This is a genomic window from Fluviicola sp. (genome assembly GCF_039596395.1).
GTDB lineage: Bacteria > Bacteroidota > Bacteroidia > Flavobacteriales_D > Crocinitomicaceae > Fluviicola.
This window is the reverse complement of the sequence record NZ_JBCNJT010000003.1, coordinates 436,596-456,401: the sequence shown is the minus strand read 5'-3', so window position 1 is coordinate 456,401 and position 19,806 is coordinate 436,596. Positions and strand designations below refer to the sequence as shown.

Sequence of the window (19,806 nt, the reverse complement as noted above, 5' to 3'; positions counted from 1 at the left end):
ATGGAAATTCCAACAGGAAAGAAAATATACTTTGCTTCTGATTTTCATTTAGGTGTCCCGGTTGGAAAGTCGAGTTTTGAGCGCGAAAAACGCATCATTGACTGGTTGGAGCATATCCGGCAGGACGCTTTTGAAATTTACCTGGTCGGAGACATTTTCGATTTCTGGTTTGAGTACAAACACGCCATCCCGAAAGGATTTGTAAGGGTTCAGGGGAAAATTGCCGAACTGGTTGATTCGGGTATTCCTGTGTATTTCTTTACCGGCAACCACGACATGTGGATGTTTGACTATTTCGAAAAGGAGCTTGGAGTAAAAATCTACCGCGAGCCCATTCAAACGATTTATAACGGCAAGAAGTTCTTCATCGGTCACGGTGACGGTTTAGGCCCGGGAGATCGCGGATATAAGTTTATCAAAAAAGTTTTCGCAGCGAAATGGTCGCAATGGATGTTTGCGCGCCTGCATCCGAATTTCGGCATCGGGCTGGCGAATTATTTCTCCCGCAAAAGCCGCATTGCAACCGGTGATTCTGACAGTAAATTCCTGGGAGAAGATAACGAATGGCTGGTGCAGTATTGCAGGGAACAGGAAGCTATCAATCCGCAGGATTATTACATTTTCGGTCACCGCCACCTTCCGATGACTATCCGGATCAATGAAAGGGCCATATACATCAACCTGGGTGAATGGATTCACTACAACACCTATGCGGTGTTTGACGGGTTTGAGGCGAAATTATTGGAATGGAAGAAATAATTACGAATGCCGAATTGCGAATTCCTAATTCGTGTTCACACAAGTGTAACCAGGTTTAATTATCAATTATAAAGGATAAATTATCAAGAACAATTCATACTTGATAATTTATCATTGATCATTCCCTTTACTCCCCTTCTTTCTTTGGTTCCGGTTCTTTTGGTTTCGGGTCCTTCTTCTTTTTCTCTTTTTCCTTCTTTTGCTTGGTTGTGGTCGGCATCGCATCATCTTCTTTGCCGGAATTCGGAGTTCCGCCAAATGTCCGGATCTCTCTTCCCTGCTCATCGAAGACATGTTCTTCTACCAACACATCTTTTTTGTAAATCGCCGTACTTTTCAATTTACCGTCCGGGAAACGTTCTTCGAACAATCCTTCACGCACTTCTGTCTTCGTCATGGATTTCAATTCGCTGACAACCGCTATGTAATACAATTTCCCGGATTTGATCGGGCGGTTCACTCCTTTTGCCAGGTTATTCCCTTTCAGGATGGCATTTTCGCTCACTGCCTCTCCGCGAACTTCAGTCACCACGATATTTGCATCTTTCAAACTATCTAAAGCCTCTTTTTTCGTCTTTTTATCATACAGCATTTGTCCCAACGCATTCGCAACTGCTTCCGAAGGACAAGCAAATAATTCTGCGTATACGTACTGGTTTGGTTTTGCAGTGACCTTTTTATAATTTTCAATTGACTGAATGGTCTGATTGTAAAACAAGGTCTTAAACTCTCCGTTGCGCGAATCCATATCCCAGGTTTCCGTACGCAGGAGCTTTCCATCGTCGTAATAATAATGCTGAACACCGTGTTTCTTTCCTTCCTTGAAGTTCAACTCTTCAATGATCTTTCCTTCATTGTTAAAAACCAGGAAAGGGCCGTCCAACAAACCTTTTACATAATTTACCTGCTTGATACGCATTCCTTTCGAATTGTACGTAATTTTCGGGCCGTTCAATACGCCCTGGATGTATTTCTCATATTTTGCCGTATCACCTTTCGCGTTGTAAGTCAACTGAGGTCCTTCCAATTGTCCCAGTTTGTAGGTTTTCTCCCACGCAGGAATTTGTGTCGAATCGTTGAAATAAGTCCAGTGGCCGTCTTCCACTCCCTGAACGTGTGAACGGATTACCATGATACAACCCGATTTGTAATAAGTAGTATCGATTCCGTTTGCATAACCGTCCACGAATGTTACACGGCGCTCCAAAATCCCGTTCATGTGACAGGTTTCGCACATTCCGGAGAAAGGCATTTTCTGGGAACTGGTCACTACCCGTTTTCCGTCCTGAGACATTTCCAGTTTCTCATTACAATTTACCACTCCGGCAATTTTACCACATTCCCATTCCGTGTACCTTGCTTTGGAACGATCGGCAGCTTTCTGGTAACAGGGAACCGCTTCTTTTTTGGCAACTCCAAAATTGGGCTGGGCAGCAACCGCCAGCGAAAACAAACAAAACAATGCAACGAGGATTCTCATAGTTATGGATTTTACGACTTGAGAATGTTAGGATTTCAGGCTTTTAAGTCTTTCTATCCTGATGTTCTGAAGTCTTGATGTCTAATCAACCAATTATTGTTCCAACTTCAGCGAAAGTTTAGACAAAGCGTCCTTCATTCTTTTCGGAATCGGAATCGAACATTTATTTACACTGTCGTAGCAAACCAGCACGGAGCTTCCGGTGGTTTTAACTTCGTTCAGCACTTTTACTTCGTAAGATAAGGTAAAACTTTTTTCTCCGATGTGTTTCAGGTAGACAAAAATTTCAACAGGTTCATGCAGAAACACCGGTTTCAGGTATTCCAATTCGTTTTTTCGAAGGATTACACCTGTCTTCTTCCAATCCCAATCTGTTCCAAGCATCTGCCGGAAATAATGGATACGAGCTTCTTCGAAATAATTCAGGTAAACAGCATTATTAACGTGCTGCATCATGTCGCAATCGGAAAAACGAACTTGTAATCTATACGAATCTAACATCGCTTATTTTTTATCTAAAACACTATACTCTGAGTTGTTTGAAATGAATTCAGGAACAACTTCTTTCATCAGACGGACCAATCCGAGATTATCCGTTTTACCTATGGAATCCAGCAGGCTGTCAATGGTTTTGTAAACCTCCGGATCCACTTCTCTTTCAGATGCGATCAGGATCTTCGGATGATGCGTTTCCTGTACGTTTTCAGCATCGTTCAGAAGCTCTTCATACAATTTTTCACCCGGCCTCAATCCCGAATAGCGGATCTCGATATCTTTTCCAAGCTCCAAACCGGATAACTGGATCATTTTCTTTGCCAGATCTACAATTCGAACGGATTTCCCCATGTCGAACACGTAAATCTCGCCTCCGCTTCCCATGATTCCGGCTTCGAGTACCAACTGGCAAGCTTCCGGAATGGTCATGAAATAACGTGTAATGCGTTCATCAGTTACGGTTAGCGGTCCGCCCTGCTCAATTTGTTTCTTAAACAAAGGAATTACCGAACCGTTTGATCCCAATACGTTCCCGAACCGTGTTGTAATGAACTGTGTCTGGCCGTTATTCGCCGCTTGTGCAATGATCTCGGCAATGCGCTTGCTTGCTCCCATTACATTCGTCGGATTCACCGCTTTATCCGTGGAGATCATAACAAATTTGTGAACGGCTTTTTTATTGGATAAATCCACCAGGATCTTGGTTCCTTTCACATTATTCCTCACTGCTTCCGAAGGGTTCAACTCCATCATCGGCACGTGCTTGTATGCTGCCGCATGAAATACCCACGAAGGTTTGAAAGTATCGAATAACTTCTCCATGCGTTCTTCGTTGCAAATGTCTCCGATCACCACTTCGAATGCAGGAATGTCTTTCAATTGTTTCAATTCAAACTCCAGGTCGTACATAGCCGATTCGGCCTGATCGAGTAAGACAACCAATTTGGGCTGATACTCCAATACTTGTCGCACAATTCCCGATCCGATAGAACCTGCTGCACCGGTTACCAATACAACCTGGTCCTTCAACCCGTCGATCAGTTTATCCTGGTTCAGCACGATAGGAGTTCTTCCCAATAAATCTTCGATATTGACCTGCGCTATCTGGTTGGTGGTAAATGCACCGTTGATCCAGCTTTTGGGACTCGGTACTTTTTTCACTTCCACTCCTGCATCCATAGCTTTCTCCACAATGGCACTCCTTTTTTCAGGTTCCAGGTTTTGAATGGCTATAATGATCTGGTAAATGTTGTTTTTCTGAAGGATTTCTTCCAGTTTGGAGGTATGGAATACTTCCGTCCCTTCTATCCTGCTCCCCGAAATGCGGTTATTATCGTCCAGGAAACCGAATACTTTCAGGTTGATACGCACATCTTTTTCGATCATGCGTTTTGCAATAAGCCCGGAAACACCCGCTCCGTAAATCAGCACCAGTTTTTGCTCGCTGCTCGACTTTACAGATTCGAGGTAAAGCAATTTCACCACGAACCGGGAAACAGCCAACAGGAAAAAACAAAACACGTATTCGATTACGATCACCGAAGTCGGGAACAGGAAATAATCATCGATCCAATTGTAACGGACAATCCCTATAACGACGAACAGCGCCGAAGAAACGGTGGTTGCTAAAAAAAGTCGTTTAAAATCCGATGTGGAAGTATGCCGGACCAATCCTTTTTGAATTCCGAACAAGAGGAAAACAATGAGCCTGACAGCAAAAAAAACAATGATCGAATACTTGACGATTCCCAGCTCCATCTTCCATTGAGCCCCATCTGCCTTGATATCAAAACGAATCAGGTAAGCAAGCACCAAAGAAATCGCCGAAATGAATAAATCAATCAGAATTATAATCCACCGGGGCAAATTTTTTTTAGGAAACATGTTGATCGTGCTACTCATTTTGTTCACTGCAAATTTAAGCGAATAAATCAGGTAAACAACCCGCCATTTAAAGAAATCGTTTGTCCGGTAACATAATCGGATTCGTCTTTTAAGAGCCAGTCCATGGTGCTCAGGATGGTTTCCACTCCTCCCAGTCGGTTCTTCGGAATTTGAGCAATAATCTGCTCTTGCATTTCTTCCGAAACTTCGGAGATCATTCCCTGGTCGAAGTAGCCAAGAGCCAAAGCATTGCAGGTAATAGCGCCGTTTGCCAGTTCTTTGGCAACCGTTTTCGTAAGCCCCAGGATTCCGGCTTTACTTGCCGCATAGGCAACTGTTCCGGGAACACCTGTTTGCGCCACCACGGAAGAAATATTGATAATTCGTCCGTAATTATTGCTGCGCATGGAAGGAATCAATCCCTGGCAGAGTAAGAACGGCGCCGTCAGGTTTACCGCAATTACTTCGTTGAAATCAGCAGTGGCAAGTTTCCAGCTCATTCCGTTTTTTGAGATTCCGGCATTGTTGATGAGTACATCCACCCTTCCGAAATTGGCCAGGATACTGGCAATTAAATTCTTGACCTGGTTCTCATCTCTCAGGTCAGCTTTGAACCACGCGTGCTCAGCATTCACATCAAAAGGTTCTTGCTGAAACGTGTGTAAAGCCAATCTCACATCCTGCTTTTCAAAATGCTTCACCATTGACGAACCCAATCCACCGGTTGCCCCTGTAATCAGAATTACTTTTTTGTCCATTTATCTCTTATCTTTTTCACTGTTCTCCACCAAAACGGAGCATTGTTCCAGCTTACATGCGAATATACGATATCTTGCGCGCCGAAATTCAAATTAAATCTTCTGACAGATTCCACATTGGAACCACCAAAATCGAACTTTTTATCTTTGGAAGCAGCATATTCGATCGCGTGCAGCATCAATTTGTACATGCCCCCGGATTTTTTGGCTTCTTCCACCGTAGTTCCTTTCAGGTAAAGGACCGTAGAATCCGTTTCCAAAATCCAGATTCCTCCCAGCCACTTTTTTTCGTGGAGCAAATTGAATTGCACCAACCTTTTGTGGGAATACCGGTTTACCAATTTCTCCAGGATCGGAAGTGTTTGTCCATTGATTCCATGAATGCGGTTCTGAAGTTCATCTTGAAGCAGTTTCATCATGGCCGGAATGTTTTCTTCCTGTGTTACTGTAAACCCGGAAGCTTTATTCACCGAGCGTTTTGCCTGCTGGTTCAACTTGATTTTTCCCGGTTCCAGTTGCTGAAAAATGCGTTGATTCCCGCTAAATCCGTTTCCAAGCTGTAAATCCGCTACCGGAAATTCACGCTTCAGCGCGGCAATGAGTACTTCTTCGGAAACCGGGTCACCGATCCATTCCATATAGCGATTGAAAAACGGCGTCACCAAAACTTTCATTCCTCCTTTCACCACATACGGACAAGCCATTCCGGATTTACGGTCGTCTGAAAACAAGACAGACCAATATTCGGAGGTCGCATCCAAATAAATCGATTCTGAAAATACGGATGCCCGGTGCAATGAGACCAATTCATCCCATTGACGTTTTATTTCCGGAGAATCCGCGCTTACAAACTGCATGACCCGAAATTTACGAATTCATAGCGTGTTTTCGTCCTTGCAACAAAAGCTTCCAGTTGTTTCAGCGAATAATTGGTCATTCCTTTCGGATGTCCGATGACTACAAAGGTTTTCACCTGCCTGTTCGCATACCTTTTGGCTTGCTTCATTAACTGTGAAGCATAATAGCCGTCAGAACTCACGTGGTTCCAGGTTTTGTTCAATAAAACGGATTTCTTTCTTCCCGGCTGGGCCAGAAAAGATCCGTCGCCGATCATTTTGTGATCAGCAGGATTCAATCGTCCCAAAGCGTATAACCGCCAATAGAACAACGGCGAAAATTCCCAGGAAGCAATCGGAATTTCCAGGAAATAGCCATCCGTTTCCGCTTTTGTAACATCCGATCGAAAGCGATACGGGTTTCGAAACGGTGAAACAGCTGTAAAATCAAATTGGTAATGCGCCGATTCGAATTTTCCTCCGGGAAATACCGTGGAATCTTTTTCAATTTCCAGTTCCCGGAACACTTTTTCGACCTGGCTAAACGGTTGGATACACCAGCCTCCTGCGCGGTATGTTGTTGGTTTCCTTCCTGCAAACTCTGAAAGGAACCGGTGATATTTACGGACAATGGTTTCTGCTTCTTCATCCGGGAAATCGGATAATTTGTAGCAGCCATCGGTTACAACCACCCATTTTTTGCCGTCGTAATGTGATTTTTCCCAATGCGGATGAATATGCAGCTGAACTTCACCATTCAATTCCAGTATTTCATAAAGCTGGTTTTTGATGCGCTCGAAATCGGCTTCCAGTTCCGGAAACTGTTCCTTGTATTCCCGGAGTTTGATCAGAAAACCGACATCTACGAAGAAAACCATCGGTATAGCGTGTTTCCGGGCAATTGCCAACAATCGATCGGTTGGCTCAATCATGCATTTTTGAACGCTTCCGGTGTTTGTTCCGAAGAACAGTTCGTAATCAAATGTCAGAATCACCTGCATACTGCGAAGATAACCGAATTTGAGTAGTTGGAGTTCTAAATTCACGATATTGCGTATTACCGCGTCAATATTGGGCAAATAGACACATGTCTATCCGTCATCTTGAACTCGAAATCGCCTGCTTTGCAAAATCTATTGTATTTTAGAGGACTTCAAGACTTTAGGACATCAGGATATTAAGACTTCATTTGCTTTGAGCAGTCATTTCAGTCTTATATCCTAAAATCCTGAAGCCTAATATCCAAAAAATGAAAGAAATTGAGCGGAAATACCTGGTAAGCGATGCCATCTCGGATGTGGTCAAATACCTGCAATCCAAAAAAATAAGACAAGGATATATTTCAGATATCGACGGAAAAACGGTTCGTGTACGTACCAAAGGCGAAAAAGGCTATTTAACCATTAAGGGAAAATCGGTCGGGATATCGAGAGATGAGTTTGAGTATGAGATTCCGCTGGAAGACGCCAATCAATTACTGGCTGATTTTTGCGCGAAAGTCCTGGAAAAAGAACGCTACGAGTTGGTGGTCGGTGAAAAGAAATGGGAAATCGACATCTTTCACGGCAAGCTGGAAGGTTTGAAGATTGCAGAAATTGAACTGGAATCGGAGGACGAGGCCTTTGAATTGCCGAATTGGATTGAAAAAGAGGTTAGTTCGGATGTACAGTATTATAATTCAAAACTGATTGAAAAGGCATGACTTCGGCTTCGCTCAGTCACCTTTTCAATTATAAAACCTCCGCTCAACACTTCAATAAAAGAAGGTTGAGCGGAGTCGAAACCTACTTTTTCAATTCTTTATCAATTTCACCGAAGAAATACCTGCAAGTGCTTCTTCCCCACCAATACGGTTTATCCACATCTTTGTAAGTAATCAAATCGTATTTTGCCTGCGCTTTTTCAAAATAAGCCTGCGCATTTTTAGCACCACCTCCGAACATTTTCGGCGTGTAGAAAGTAGATATCCCTTTCAACAGGTAAATGTGCGGATTGTTTTCATTGATCGCTTTTGCAGCTTTCAGGTTCTCATCGAAGATTTTTCCGTATTTCTGCCAGCGGTTTTCAGGATCTGCCCCGATTCGCGCATTTGCAATCAATGCTTTCATGATGTGCACTTCATCTGTCAAAGGACATGCTTCAATTTTGGTCAATTGTTCTTCGGCATTGTTTACCAGCACATCTTTAATTGCTAAAGTCGGTTCGAAATATGACATCTGCACACAGGAATAAGCATAGTAATAAGCCGGCATCCAGTTTTCCGGGAACTTTTCTTTTACGAGGGCCAACTGCTCGGATTTAGCTTTCCAGCCTTCCAGCGTGTAAGTTGAATCAAAGGTCGCACAAATCGGTTCCAATTCCTTTTTGATCTCATCCTGCGCATTTGCTTGAAGTGTAAATGCCAAAACCACTGTTAAAATCACTTGCTTCATAATCTGTAATTAAATTTCATCTTTATTAAATTCCTTCAGAGACAGGTTGAACCCGAAGAAAATATTGAAATAGAACGGAGGTTTTACTTCATATCTCTGACTTCCGTCGTAACTATACCTGTAGCCCAAAACATTGTGCTGATTGGTAATATTATCTAAACTAATATAAAAGACCGTAAAGAACTTTTTAATGGTTGTTAAATATGCCGCCGTGAAAGCAAGATTGTGGTAATCCGGTGAACGGTCTCCCAGGAACCGGGTGCTGGACGGATTGTAATACGGTCGTCCGCTTGCGTAACTATACGTCAGGGAGAAACTCGTTTGAAGCTTCATAGAGAAATACTTCATCACCACATTCAGGTTGTGATCGGAAACATAGTCGGGAGTGACTTTGCTGATGTAGTTTTGGTACAAGCGTTTCGTGTCGATGTAGCTGTATGAAATCCAGTAATCGAAATTCTTGATCGATTTTTTATCTCTCCAGAAAACATCAATTCCCTGCGCGTAACCGGATCCGCTGTTATCAACCATTCCATAATTGAAACGGAATGCATTCGGTGTGTAAGCAACACCTTGTTCACGGATCAGCTGATCGTAGGATTTGTAATATCCTTCCAGACGGAAAATCCGGTTTTTGGCGATGATCTGGTAATTCGCCATCAAATGCAGTGCTTCCTGGAAATTCGGGCGGTATCCCTGCATCAGGTAGTTTTGCGAAGCCAGCTGGTAGAAATATCCCGAAGCCAATGAAATCTGGCTCGTTTTGCTGGTCTTGATCGCCATGGCCAAACGCGGGGAAATATTTCCCTTTGCCAATAATTTCGAGTATTCCGCACGCACTCCGGGTTTGATTGCAAAATTGCGGAACGGGATGATATCTGCTTCCACGTAACCGGCGCTCAGCATTTCTGAAAATTGCCCGGTTAAAGTATCAAAAGTCTGACGGTACTGGAAATGCTGCAATTCCGAACCGATCACCATTTTAAAACGGTTTCCTGCTGTGTAGATCAATTCGCCGCGTCCCTGAACACGTTTGTCATTTCTGGTTGAAATCAACGTATCCCAGGTAATGTCATCATCGTTGTTACTTAAAGAGAATCCTACGTAATACAACCACTTGTCGTTGATGAAATTCTTGAAGGTCGTATTGACGTACGTATTCTGGTTTTTCAGTCCGAAGCGCATGTTTGCTCCCGCTACTCCCGGATTCGGGATCTCCAGGCCGGAACTGTTATAGGTTTGATTGAAGGTTGTTTTGAACATTCCGCGTGTGGAAGTTTTAGCTACATATCTTCCGGAAAAGCCAAAACCCTGCGGAGCCTCGTAGAATTTCACGTTTGATTTCGCCAATGCCAGAAAGGGAGATAAATTCTGGTAGAACCCGGTAAATTCTACCGCGCTGTTTTCCATTAATTTGGATCCTCCCAGGAAAATACCGGCAAAATTAGCCCCTATATTGATGTTGGTCTGATCCGGCAAATCCAAGGTCGATAAATCCAGGACGGAAGACAAAGCTTGTCCGTAACGCGCCGTGTACCCACCGGTACTGAAAGCCGTTCCTTTAAACTGGAAAGGATTGAAACGGGTTCTTTGCGCAACTCCCGGAACAGAACTTCCGAAGGCATTTTGCGCCACCAAACCATCCACAATAAACGATGTTTCGCTCACATCTCCTCCGCGAACCATTAAACCGGTTTGATCTCCTCCGTTTCGCTGCACACCCGGAAGTGTTTGAATAGCACCGGCAATATCTCCCTGTCCGCCGGCTGTAGTTACAATATCCAGCGGGTCGAGAATGGCTACAGTGCGGTCGTTGGATGCCGACATCGTTCCTGCCGAAATAACAACTTCTTCAATAGCTTTTGATTGTCTTACTTTGACATTTTGGGTAAGCGGCGCTCCTGTGAGGTTCACTTCGATCGCTTGTTCTTCCAATTCGTCACCCCGGATAACCAGCGTTTGTTTACCGGTCATTTTAGTAGTCAGTTTGTACGCTCCTTTTTCATCGGTTTGAGCTCCGTCAGTTGTTCCCTTCACGAAAACAGTGGCCATAAAAACAGGCTTTCCGCTTTGGTTCAGCACCGTTCCTTCAATCGTAGTTTGCGCCGCCAAATAAATGGGAATCAAACCTATAAGCAATAGTAAATACTTCATAACAAAAAATTACGAGGCTAAATTAGATTGAAAAAAAAGAAAACTGACCCTAAAATCGGTGAATTGATTTCACCCATCGGTCAAAAGCAGTTTATAACTTGTCGCTTTCCAAATCGGTCTTTTGGGTGTCAAACACACTCGACCCGATACGGATGGTGAACCATTCCAGGAACAATTCCAGCGTTGGTTTGGGGTATTCTTCATCGGAATCAACCACAGCCAGGCACTCATTTTTCATGATTTTCTTGAAATGCGCTTCGATCAGCGGTTCGTATTCAAAAAAGTCTTCTTCGATCAGGTACAGGTTTCCTTCCAGGTCGTCTGTTTCATCAAAATCAAATTCCGGATCGTGTTGTTTCGCCCAATCGCAAAAGGCTTGTTTCGGTTCTACGTAAATGTATCCTCTGTTTACTACTTTCATATTTGTTGATTTTAGGACATTATGATATTAGGATATTAAAACTTTACTTTAGTCTTAAAGTCCTGAAGCCTTAACATCCTGGCGTCCTTTTAATTCTGTTAACTCCCCTTCTTTCATCGTCGACCAGCGTGTTTTCTTCCTGCCCGGTATTTCCAGCACATAAATCCAATTGCGGTCTTTTTCCTTTTCATTCAGGATACCAATCAATTCTTCCGTTTTAATCGGTGCTTGTGATTCCAGGTAGATCAAATGATTCACTCCGATCAGGAACAAGGAATTCCTGCTTTGTTTTTTGAACTGTGAACCGACCTGGTAAGAAGTACATTTGGGCCCGTAACAATCAATCCAGTTGAAAAAGGCATTTTTTGTTCTTAAACTGTCTTTGAATTCGTAGTGAAGCGCTACAATACTGTCTTTCTGATTGAACAGGTACCATTTTTCCATTTTGGAAGGCCCGAAACGATCCGGGAACAACAAGCTGTCGAGCACAAACCAGGACGCATCTTTGTAAAGGGAATCGAAGGCTGTCAGAAAATATGCTTTTTTGGGCTTTTCATCTTTGATCTCTACTTCTTTTTTGTCGTCATCGATGTGATCGAATTTATCGGAAGTGTGGGAAATATCTTCCAGCGAAATTGTCTTGTCCGCATCATTGTCTGAGCAGGAGACAAGCCATGTTAGTGTAAATGCGGTAAAGAATATCGTGAATAGCTTCATACCTTATACTTTCTTCAATTGTTCTATTGTAAACCTCACATCTTCCGGGGAAATATCCAAATGTGTTACCAAACGGATCATTCCCGGCCCGAATGCTGAAACCTTTACTCCCAACTCTCCGAGCTTTTGAATGTAGGAATCCCGTTTTGTTTCCTCCTTCAAAATTACAACTAAAATGTTTGTCTCGACGGGCAAACTGCTTTCGATCCAACTGCACGCCAAAAAAGCACTTTCCAATTGTTTTGCTCTTTCATGGTCTTCTGCAAGCCGGCTGACATTGTTCTTCAAGGCATACAAACCTGCAGCAGCTAAAAATCCGGCCTGGCGCATTCCGCCTCCCATGACTTTGCGCACTCTTTTCGCCTGGTGAATGAAATCTTTGTTTCCAACCAATAACGATCCTACGGGAGCTCCCAGCCCTTTCGACAAACAAATGGAGATCGAATTGAATTGGGAAGCGTATTTTTTGATTTCAACGCCGTTTACTTCCAATGCATTGAAAATCCGTGCTCCGTCCAAATGAAGCGGAATATTTTTTGACCGGGCCAATTGCGCAATGGCTTCGATATCACCGAAATCATAAACGGCACCACCACCGCGATTGGCCGTATCTTCCAGGGAAATTAATTGGGTAACAGGGAAATGTACATCATCCGGCATGATCCACTTTTCGATTTCCGCAGCAGTCAAACGTCCTCTGTTTCCCTGTAACAAACGCACGGAAGCACCTGAATTCTTTGCAATTCCTCCGCCTTCGTATTTATACACATGACTTTCTTCGTGACAAATCACTTCTCCGCCCGGTTTCACATGAATGTTGATTGCTATCTGATTGGTTTGCGTTCCGCTTGCACAAAATAATGCAGCTTCTTTTCCAAAAAGCTGTGCGGCATAATCCTGCAATTCATTGACCGTCGGGTCTTCTCCATAAACATCATCGCCCACAGAAGCACTGAACATCGCATCCAGCATTTCTTTGGAAGGCTTGGTAACGGTATCTGAACGAAAATCAACGGTATACGGATTCATACTTTTTTTGTGGCAAACTTAGATCAATTCCTTGTAAAATCGACAGGAACGAGACTTTTTTTCGATTTTCCGGATACAAAATAGCACTTCCTCAAACTTTGAGGCACAAAAAAACCATCTTTCCGCACAAAACGAAAAGATGGTCGATATCTTTAATAAAGATTTACAGGCTATTAACGCTTGTGGAAACCTTCGTCAGAAACTGTCAATTTTTTACGGCCCTTGCGACGACGTGCAGCCAATACTTTACGTCCGTTCTTAGTTGCCATGCGGCTACGGAATCCGTGCTTGTTTCTTCTCTTTCTTACAGACGGTTGAAACGTTCTTTTCATGATCTATACTTTATTCGAATGTTCTTATTGCTTTCTTAAATCCCTCGAAATGTCAGACATTTGTCAGAATGGGGTGCAAAGATAGGTAGATTTTCTAATTTTTCAAGTTTTAATTGAAAATAATCGAAAAAAAAGTTTGTTTCAATCGATCACCTATTACTTTTGTGTTACAAAATTAGGAAAAAGATGTTGCGACCAAAGCAAGCGAAGAAAGAAAAGATCCAGTTAACACGTGACAGCTATAAAAAGGCCCGCAAACTTTTTCATTATTTGAAACCTTACCGGTTCCAATATGCGGTCGGCTGGATTTTCCTCGTACTTTCTACATCCGTCGGGTTGATTTTTCCCATTTTGCTGGGACAATTACTGGGTCTGAGCAGCGGTTCACAAACCAGTATGGCAGAGGCTATTAAAGCAATTGATCTTTCCAATATTACAACCGTTGCTGTAGCACTTTTCGCACTTTTCGGCGGACAAGCAGTTTTCAGTTACTTCCGCGTAGTTTTGTTCACCAATGTGACTGAAAAAGCCTTGCGTGATTTGCGTTACGATGTTTTCCAGCGCATGCTTCACCTTCCGATGGATTTTTTTAACCGAAATACCGTTGGTGAGCTAACCAGTCGTATTTCTGCCGATATTACCCAAATCCAGGAAACACTTCGCACTACAGTTGCTGAATTTTTCAGACAAGTAGTGATGGTTGTCGGAGGAATTGCCTACTTGACTTTCGTGTCCTGGAAGCTTTCCCTGATCATGCTTTCAACAGTTCCGGTTATTATGATCGTGGCTGTTTTGTTCGGAAGATTCATCAAACGTTTATCCAAAGATGCCCAGGACCAAACTGCCAGCGCAAATGCCATTGCAGAAGAGTCTTTAACCGGAATCGGGAATATCAAGGCTTTCACCAACGAAAACTACCTCATCAACCGCTTCAAGAGTGCAATTGAAGAAATACGCCGCCTGAATATCAAAAGCGGGATTTGGCGAGGTTTATTCATCTCTTTCATGGTTTTCTGCATGTTCGGATCGATTGTCTTTATCGTTTGGCAAGGACTGTTGATGACCCAGGGAACTCACCCGGAACTGAGCCAGGGAGATTTGTATTCCTTCCTGATGGTGACACTGCTGATGGCAGCAAGTATCGGTTCACTTCCTGAATTTTATACGGGAATTCAAAAAACGATCGGTGGAACGGAAAAGTTGATGGATATTATCAATGAATCCAGTGAGTCTGAAATTTTCAAGGGAACAAACAAACCGGAAATTGACGGATCAATCCGTTTCGAAAATGTGCGTTTCTCCTACCCGCAGCGTTCGGAAATCGAGGTTTTGAAAGGTATTTCTTTCGAACTGAACCGCAACGAAACTTTGGCTTTAGTCGGTACTTCCGGCGGTGGAAAGACCACGATCTCTTCGTTGGTACTAAATTACTACAAAGTCAGCCAGGGAGCGATTTATTTCGGCGACACCAATGCGGACGCCATCGACATTAAATATTTACGCGAACACATTGCGATCGTTCCGCAAGACGTACTATTGTTTGCAGGAACCATCTTCGAGAACATTGCATTCGGAAGGCCGGGAGCAAGCGAAGAAGAAATCATCAGTGCCGCAAAACAGGCAAATGCTTACGATTTCATTACGAGTTTCCCGGATGGTTTCAAAACACAGGTCGGAGATCGTGGAATCCAGTTATCCGGCGGTCAGAAACAGCGTATTGCCATTGCACGCGCCATTTTGAAGAATCCGACTATTTTGATTTTGGACGAAGCTACATCTGCTTTGGATTCCGAATCGGAAAGAGTGGTTCAAGATGCTTTGGAAAAATTGATGCAGGGAAGAACCTGTATTGTCATCGCACATCGTTTGAGTACTATTCGCAATGCGGATAAAATTTTGGTGCTTCAGAACGGACAGATCGTTGAAAGCGGAAATCACTCGGACCTGATGGCAACCAGTGGTGCTTATTCGGATTTGGTAAAAATGCAGATTAATTTGGGATAAATTCATGAATTTACTTGTTTATAAATTTGTGAACAGACTCAAATACAACTGATTAATTTTCAGAAAGATACCGAGATTTTTTTTTTGGGAATTCGTGAATCTTTATAGTACACATTCCTGGTTGTGGAATAACCAGATTCCTCTATGTCAGAACCCATGATTCACATATTCAAGCCCCCATTTATGCAATTCATCAATACTGGGTTTTAGCTTTTCCCCTTTTGTTGTTAAAGTATATTCTACCGTTGGAGGAACAGTTGCAAAAACTTCCCTCTTAACGATTCCGTTTGCTTCCATATTTTTCAATTCCTTCACCAGCATGCGGGTATTGATGTTGGGAATCAAACGTTCCAACTCACTGAAGCGTTTCTTCCCGGTAAACAACGCGTAGATAATCGACATCGACCATTTTCCGCCTATTACCCCCAAGATTTCCTGAAGCGCACATCTTGCTACATTTTTTTCATTTTTTATTTCAGCCATAACCCATTGATTTAATTGAATACTTTAATTTGTGTTATTACTATACATTCGTGTTACTACTTTCAAAAGTAAAGTTTTGTATTTTACTTTGCAACTCATTTTCAAAATAATCAATATGAAGGATTTAAAAAACCGGCAAGTTGCCTTAATAACCGGTGGAACAAAAGGCATCGGAAAAGCCATTGCAGACAAATTGAGCAGCAAAGGAATCCAGGTGGTAGTAACTGCCCGGACTGCACCGAAAGAAAACACAAACGGACACCATTTTATAGCAGCAGACTTAACTCAAGCGGGAAGTGCGGAAAAGATCGCAAAGGAAATCGTAGAAAAGTACGGCAAACTGGATATCATTGTCAATAACGCAGGAGCCAATTTAAGCCCGGGCGGTGGATTCAATGAACTTTCCGACGAACATTGGTTAAATGACTGGCAACTGAATTTCATGTCTGTAGTACGCATCAACAAAGCGTTATTGCCCCTGATGCTGGAACGAAAGAACGGAGTAATTATTAACGTCTCAACAGGAGCTGCCAAACTACCGATCTGGGAAATGACCATGTCTTATTCGTCTGCAAAAGCAGCATTGAATGCATACAGCAAAGCATTGGCAAGCGAAGTAGGTCCGAAAGGCATACGGGTGAATGTTGTTTCTCCGGGAGTTGTCAAAACACCTTTAATGCTTGAATTCATTGAGAATATCGCGAAATCATCAGCCATTAGCTCAGAAGAAGCATTCAAAATTGTCATGGACAAAGTGGGTACGTCACTGGGCAGAATGGCTGAACCGAAAGAAATTGCGGATCTGGTAGCCTTCCTGGTATCTTCGGAAGCGAGCTATATTACAGGAACCAATTATTCCATTGATGGCGGAGCATTGCCGACTGTCTGATTTCAATTTCCGAATTCATAAATTTACTTGTTCATAAATTTGTGAACAGACATTCAAATAACTACTTAACAATCAGTTGATTAAATATTAAACGATTAAAAAAAATCAGATCAATTTAGGTTGATTCTGAAAACATCTAAGTCATAAACAATGTTTGTTTTTTGGGGAATTTGGAAAATTGGGTGTTCCCAAAGATATAAACACACTACTATTTAAGATACTGATTATCAACAACAAAACTTTTTTACTAAAAAAAACGCAGATCTCCGGACCTGCGTTTTTCTTTAAACCGTAACTACTTATTTCACGATCAGCAACTTCCTGGTGATTGCGCTACTTGAAGTGTTGATCCGAACGATGTATTCGCCGGCCTGAAGTGTTTGTGTATCAAAAAAAGCAATGGTACTTCCTGCAGGAATGATCTTCTCCATCACCATACGGCCTGTCATATCCGCCAGGCCAACTGTCAGATTCTCTTTCACCAGGCCATTTACCTGAAGCGTTACCAAACCATTTGCCGGATTCGGGAAAAGATCGATATTCAAATTCTCCAATTCGGATTGGGTCAATCCGGCAGTTGTCGGTGTGTAAGTGGTGGTGGTCTCCCCTACCGAAGTAACTTTTGTGACTACTTTGTTTCCGTAAAACGTAGGACCAACCACGTACGGATAGGCAGAGTTCCAGTTTTCATCCACGGTAGCAAAATAGCAGTAAATCCCTGCAGGATATTCCGGCGTGACGCAGAAACGTCCGTTGTGAATATCGAGATAATCTGAACTGGCAGGAGTTGTAAATTCATAATCTTCGCGGAAATAACCCAAAGGATAAGTTGCATTCACATTCGGGCCGGCAGTGACCGAAGTTCCGTCGTAATAGATATTTCGGACGGTGATATTCCGGAGCGAAAAAGAAGATTTCATGCGCACTATTCCACCTGTCCCGTCTGCATTCTTAAATCCATAAGCTCCGTAAATCGGAAACCCGTCATAGGCATAACCGATTAAGGGTGAATGCTGCGTACTGTCAATCGCGTACAATCCATCCGAATCGTAGAGGTTACAAACCGTGGAAATGACTTGCAGATCCAAATCAAATGCGCTTGGATTCTGATGATGGTGGTAATTTCCCATGGCAGGATGGCCTTTCGCACAGTCAAAACCGCCTCGTTCGCCTACAACTGCATCGCGGTTCCAGACACCGTCTCCCATTCCTCCAAGCGGACCACCGGCAAGAGCATTCGAAGAATTCTTCCAGGAAACTCCATCGCGGTAATCAAACAAGGCAACACCGTTGATAAACACACCGATATTCCCACCGGTTGTAGCGGTAAGTGTTCCCGTATTTTGTGTCGGATTGAGAGGGATTTTAAAAATCGCGTTCTGATCTGTTGCCTGGCTTGGGTTTCCATCCAGAAAAGGGCCGGTCGGATAAGAAGGGATCCCATTGGTCGTTACGTAAACCCAGGAAGCAGAATATTGGATCAATTGCGTGTTTACAGGGACATTATCCTGAACGGGTGTTGAATTTCCGCTCACATAATGGCTTCCCATCAAAGTGGTATTTTGCAACCAGGAAGTGATTGCCGGACCTTGGGAAAAGCCTATTCCGGAGGAAATAGAAAATAGAATCATTGCAGCTGTCTGTTTCATAGTATAAAGCATTTAACCGGTTAGACGACGCTTTTACATGAAACCCTCGCATCAAACAAAATAACCTGTTTCTCTCATTCCCTGCTGGTAAACCGGATTTCTTATTCTCTATAAAACCGGTCCATTCATTAAACCAATGAAGGCAACATGAACAAACCGGCTTTTCTTACGCATATATAGAGGTAACAATTTACTGCAATGCAATTTTTGAATAACTTACTTTTCCGTTATTCGTCACTTTTAAGGTAAAAACACCGGAAGATTCCTTTGAAAGATCAATGATTTGTTCATTTCCGGTAAATTGAGTGGAATAAACAAGCTGACCTGTCGTGTTGTAAATTTCCAGCTCTACATTCCCTGAAACATCCGGCAATTTTAAATTGAAAATTCCATTCGACGGATTCGGAGCAACCTCGGCATCCATTTTCTGAATTTCTTTCACAGATAGCGGTTCCGTAAAACAAGTAACCCCTGAAGAAGGAATGGTTATGTTTGCACCCATGGTAATATCTGCTGTTTCAGGAGCACCATAGTAGGAAGTCCCTAAAATATAAGGGAACTCAGGAGTTCCGTTTCCATCGATCGTGATAAAATAGGCATATGTGCCGGATGGATATTCCGGTGTCACACAAAAACGCCCGTTGTATATATCTAGGTCTCCACCGTTGGCCTGTGACCACGCGTAGTCTTCCACATAAGTTCCTAACGGATAAGTAGCACTGACTGCAGGTCCGTATTGGCCGGAGTTCAATACTGTTCCATCGGGAAGAGTGGTTCGTGTGGTAATATTTCTCAAAGCAAAACCGGTTTTCATACGCGTAATACCACTTGAAGCATCTGTTGCTGTCACATAACCGTAAGGGCCGTAAATTGGATAACCATCAAAGGCGTAACCGATAATCGGTGAATGCTGGGTAGCCGGAGTTCCTTCGTACAATCTTGTCGGGTTTGCATGGCTGTGGTATGCACCTTGCTGTTGAGGATGGGCGCCCATGGTAGTATCCAATACAAATCCTTCGGAAAGGTAAACTTCCACATTCCAGGTCCCTACTCCCATTCCATTGTTATTCGTCCCGTTGTAGTAATGAGCATTTGATAACCCGAAAGCAGGAACACCGTTATTTAATAAGGCAATTGCTCCAACCATAGGAACAGCTGTTTTTGTGACTGGAACTGTAGGTACTCTTGGAAAACGGTAGGTATAATTTTGCTCTGTAGGAGCACCCGGATTCAAAAACCGCCCCATGTTGGTGGTCATCCCGTCTGACTGGGTCCAGACATAAGTGTTGTTATAACATACTTTAGTGACATTTGCCAAAACGGTTGATGTATAAAACACATAAGTTGGCGGGCCTGCCTGTCCGGCGGTATTTTCCCAGTAACTAGCAAATTCTCCCTGATTCATAATCCAGTTATCCAAACCGGTTTGAGCTTGTGTTTTTAAGCTGATTAAAGCCAAAACAAGCAGTGCTGTTTTTTTCATG

Annotated in this window: 19 protein-coding genes; 4 read left to right on the top strand and 15 right to left on the bottom strand. The window is 43.0% G+C overall.

The window, feature by feature from the left end; all coding sequences use genetic code 11:
- Positions 1 to 759 (top strand): UDP-2,3-diacylglucosamine diphosphatase, encoded by a 759-nt coding sequence (locus ABDW02_RS17240; protein ID WP_343636760.1) that lies wholly within the window; start codon positions 1 to 3, stop codon positions 757 to 759.
- Positions 760 to 886: 127 nt separating this feature from the next.
- On the opposite strand, the gene ABDW02_RS17235 is transcribed toward ABDW02_RS17240, so the two are convergent.
- From ABDW02_RS17235 to ABDW02_RS17210, 6 genes are all read right to left on the bottom strand, one after another.
- Complete coding sequence (locus ABDW02_RS17235; protein ID WP_343636758.1) at positions 887 to 2,239, bottom strand: hypothetical protein; 1,353 nt, start codon at positions 2,237 to 2,239, stop codon at positions 887 to 889.
- Between the two features lie 93 nt (positions 2,240 to 2,332).
- A complete protein-coding gene (locus ABDW02_RS17230) occupies positions 2,333 to 2,740 on the bottom strand; it encodes a thioesterase family protein (RefSeq protein ID WP_343636756.1) in 408 nt (135 codons plus the stop codon).
- Between the two features lie 3 nt (positions 2,741 to 2,743).
- Positions 2,744 to 4,618 (bottom strand): nucleoside-diphosphate sugar epimerase/dehydratase, encoded by a 1,875-nt coding sequence (locus tag ABDW02_RS17225; protein ID WP_343636754.1) that lies wholly within the window; start codon positions 4,616 to 4,618, stop codon positions 2,744 to 2,746.
- A 47-nt stretch (positions 4,619 to 4,665) separates the two neighbouring features.
- A complete protein-coding gene (locus tag ABDW02_RS17220) occupies positions 4,666 to 5,376 on the bottom strand; it encodes an SDR family NAD(P)-dependent oxidoreductase (RefSeq protein WP_343636752.1) in 711 nt (236 codons plus the stop codon).
- Positions 5,361 to 6,233: a GNAT family N-acetyltransferase gene (locus ABDW02_RS17215; RefSeq protein ID WP_343636750.1), complete on the bottom strand. Its 873-nt coding sequence runs from the start codon at positions 6,231 to 6,233 to the stop codon at positions 5,361 to 5,363. The genes ABDW02_RS17220 and ABDW02_RS17215 overlap by 16 nt, the downstream gene beginning before the upstream one ends.
- Positions 6,221 to 7,258 (bottom strand): hypothetical protein, encoded by a 1,038-nt coding sequence (locus ABDW02_RS17210; RefSeq protein ID WP_343636748.1) that lies wholly within the window; start codon positions 7,256 to 7,258, stop codon positions 6,221 to 6,223. The genes ABDW02_RS17215 and ABDW02_RS17210 overlap by 13 nt, the downstream gene beginning before the upstream one ends.
- 203 nt (positions 7,259 to 7,461) lie before the next feature.
- On the opposite strand from ABDW02_RS17210, the gene ABDW02_RS17205 reads away from it, so the two are divergent.
- Entirely contained in the window at positions 7,462 to 7,914 is a 453-nt protein-coding gene (locus ABDW02_RS17205; protein WP_343636746.1) for a CYTH domain-containing protein, read from the top strand.
- 82 nt (positions 7,915 to 7,996) lie between these two features.
- Here ABDW02_RS17205 and ABDW02_RS17200 read toward each other — a convergent pair whose 3' ends face one another.
- From ABDW02_RS17200 to rpmH, 6 genes are all read right to left on the bottom strand, one after another.
- Positions 7,997 to 8,644 carry a hypothetical protein gene (locus tag ABDW02_RS17200; protein WP_343636744.1) on the bottom strand — a complete coding sequence of 216 codons (648 nt, stop codon included), beginning with the start codon at positions 8,642 to 8,644 and terminating at the stop codon, positions 7,997 to 7,999.
- A 9-nt stretch (positions 8,645 to 8,653) separates the two neighbouring features.
- Positions 8,654 to 10,798, bottom strand: coding sequence for a TonB-dependent receptor (locus ABDW02_RS17195; protein WP_343636742.1), 2,145 nt, complete (start codon positions 10,796 to 10,798; stop codon positions 8,654 to 8,656).
- A 91-nt stretch (positions 10,799 to 10,889) separates the two neighbouring features.
- Complete coding sequence (locus ABDW02_RS17190; protein WP_343636740.1) at positions 10,890 to 11,219, bottom strand: hypothetical protein; 330 nt, start codon at positions 11,217 to 11,219, stop codon at positions 10,890 to 10,892.
- A gap of 54 nt (positions 11,220 to 11,273) precedes the next feature.
- Positions 11,274 to 11,936, bottom strand: a complete 663-nt coding sequence (locus tag ABDW02_RS17185; RefSeq protein WP_343636738.1) for a hypothetical protein — start codon at positions 11,934 to 11,936, stop codon at positions 11,274 to 11,276.
- A 3-nt stretch (positions 11,937 to 11,939) separates the two neighbouring features.
- A complete protein-coding gene (gene ltaE, locus ABDW02_RS17180) occupies positions 11,940 to 12,965 on the bottom strand; it encodes a low-specificity L-threonine aldolase (RefSeq protein ID WP_343636736.1) in 1,026 nt (341 codons plus the stop codon).
- A gap of 173 nt (positions 12,966 to 13,138) precedes the next feature.
- A complete protein-coding gene (gene rpmH, locus ABDW02_RS17175; RefSeq protein ID WP_144333335.1) occupies positions 13,139 to 13,297 on the bottom strand; it encodes a 50S ribosomal protein L34 in 159 nt (52 codons plus the stop codon).
- A gap of 186 nt (positions 13,298 to 13,483) precedes the next feature.
- On the opposite strand from rpmH, the gene ABDW02_RS17170 reads away from it, so the two are divergent.
- On the top strand, positions 13,484 to 15,301 hold the full coding sequence (locus tag ABDW02_RS17170; protein WP_343636734.1) for an ABC transporter ATP-binding protein: 1,818 nt from the start codon (positions 13,484 to 13,486) through the stop codon (positions 15,299 to 15,301).
- A gap of 147 nt (positions 15,302 to 15,448) precedes the next feature.
- Here ABDW02_RS17170 and ABDW02_RS17165 read toward each other — a convergent pair whose 3' ends face one another.
- Positions 15,449 to 15,784: a winged helix-turn-helix transcriptional regulator gene (locus tag ABDW02_RS17165; RefSeq protein WP_343636732.1), complete on the bottom strand. Its 336-nt coding sequence runs from the start codon at positions 15,782 to 15,784 to the stop codon at positions 15,449 to 15,451.
- A 115-nt stretch (positions 15,785 to 15,899) separates the two neighbouring features.
- On the opposite strand from ABDW02_RS17165, the gene ABDW02_RS17160 reads away from it, so the two are divergent.
- Complete coding sequence (locus ABDW02_RS17160; protein WP_343636730.1) at positions 15,900 to 16,673, top strand: SDR family oxidoreductase; 774 nt, start codon at positions 15,900 to 15,902, stop codon at positions 16,671 to 16,673.
- Between the two features lie 299 nt (positions 16,674 to 16,972).
- Here the strand turns inward: ABDW02_RS17160 and ABDW02_RS17155 are convergent, their stop codons facing one another.
- Both ABDW02_RS17155 and ABDW02_RS17150 read right to left on the bottom strand, forming a co-directional pair.
- A complete protein-coding gene (locus ABDW02_RS17155) occupies positions 16,973 to 18,322 on the bottom strand; it encodes a YHYH protein (RefSeq protein ID WP_343636728.1) in 1,350 nt (449 codons plus the stop codon).
- 190 nt (positions 18,323 to 18,512) lie between these two features.
- Positions 18,513 to 19,805 carry a YHYH protein gene (locus ABDW02_RS17150; protein ID WP_343636726.1) on the bottom strand — a complete coding sequence of 431 codons (1,293 nt, stop codon included), beginning with the start codon at positions 19,803 to 19,805 and terminating at the stop codon, positions 18,513 to 18,515.
- Position 19,806 lies beyond the last annotated feature (1 nt).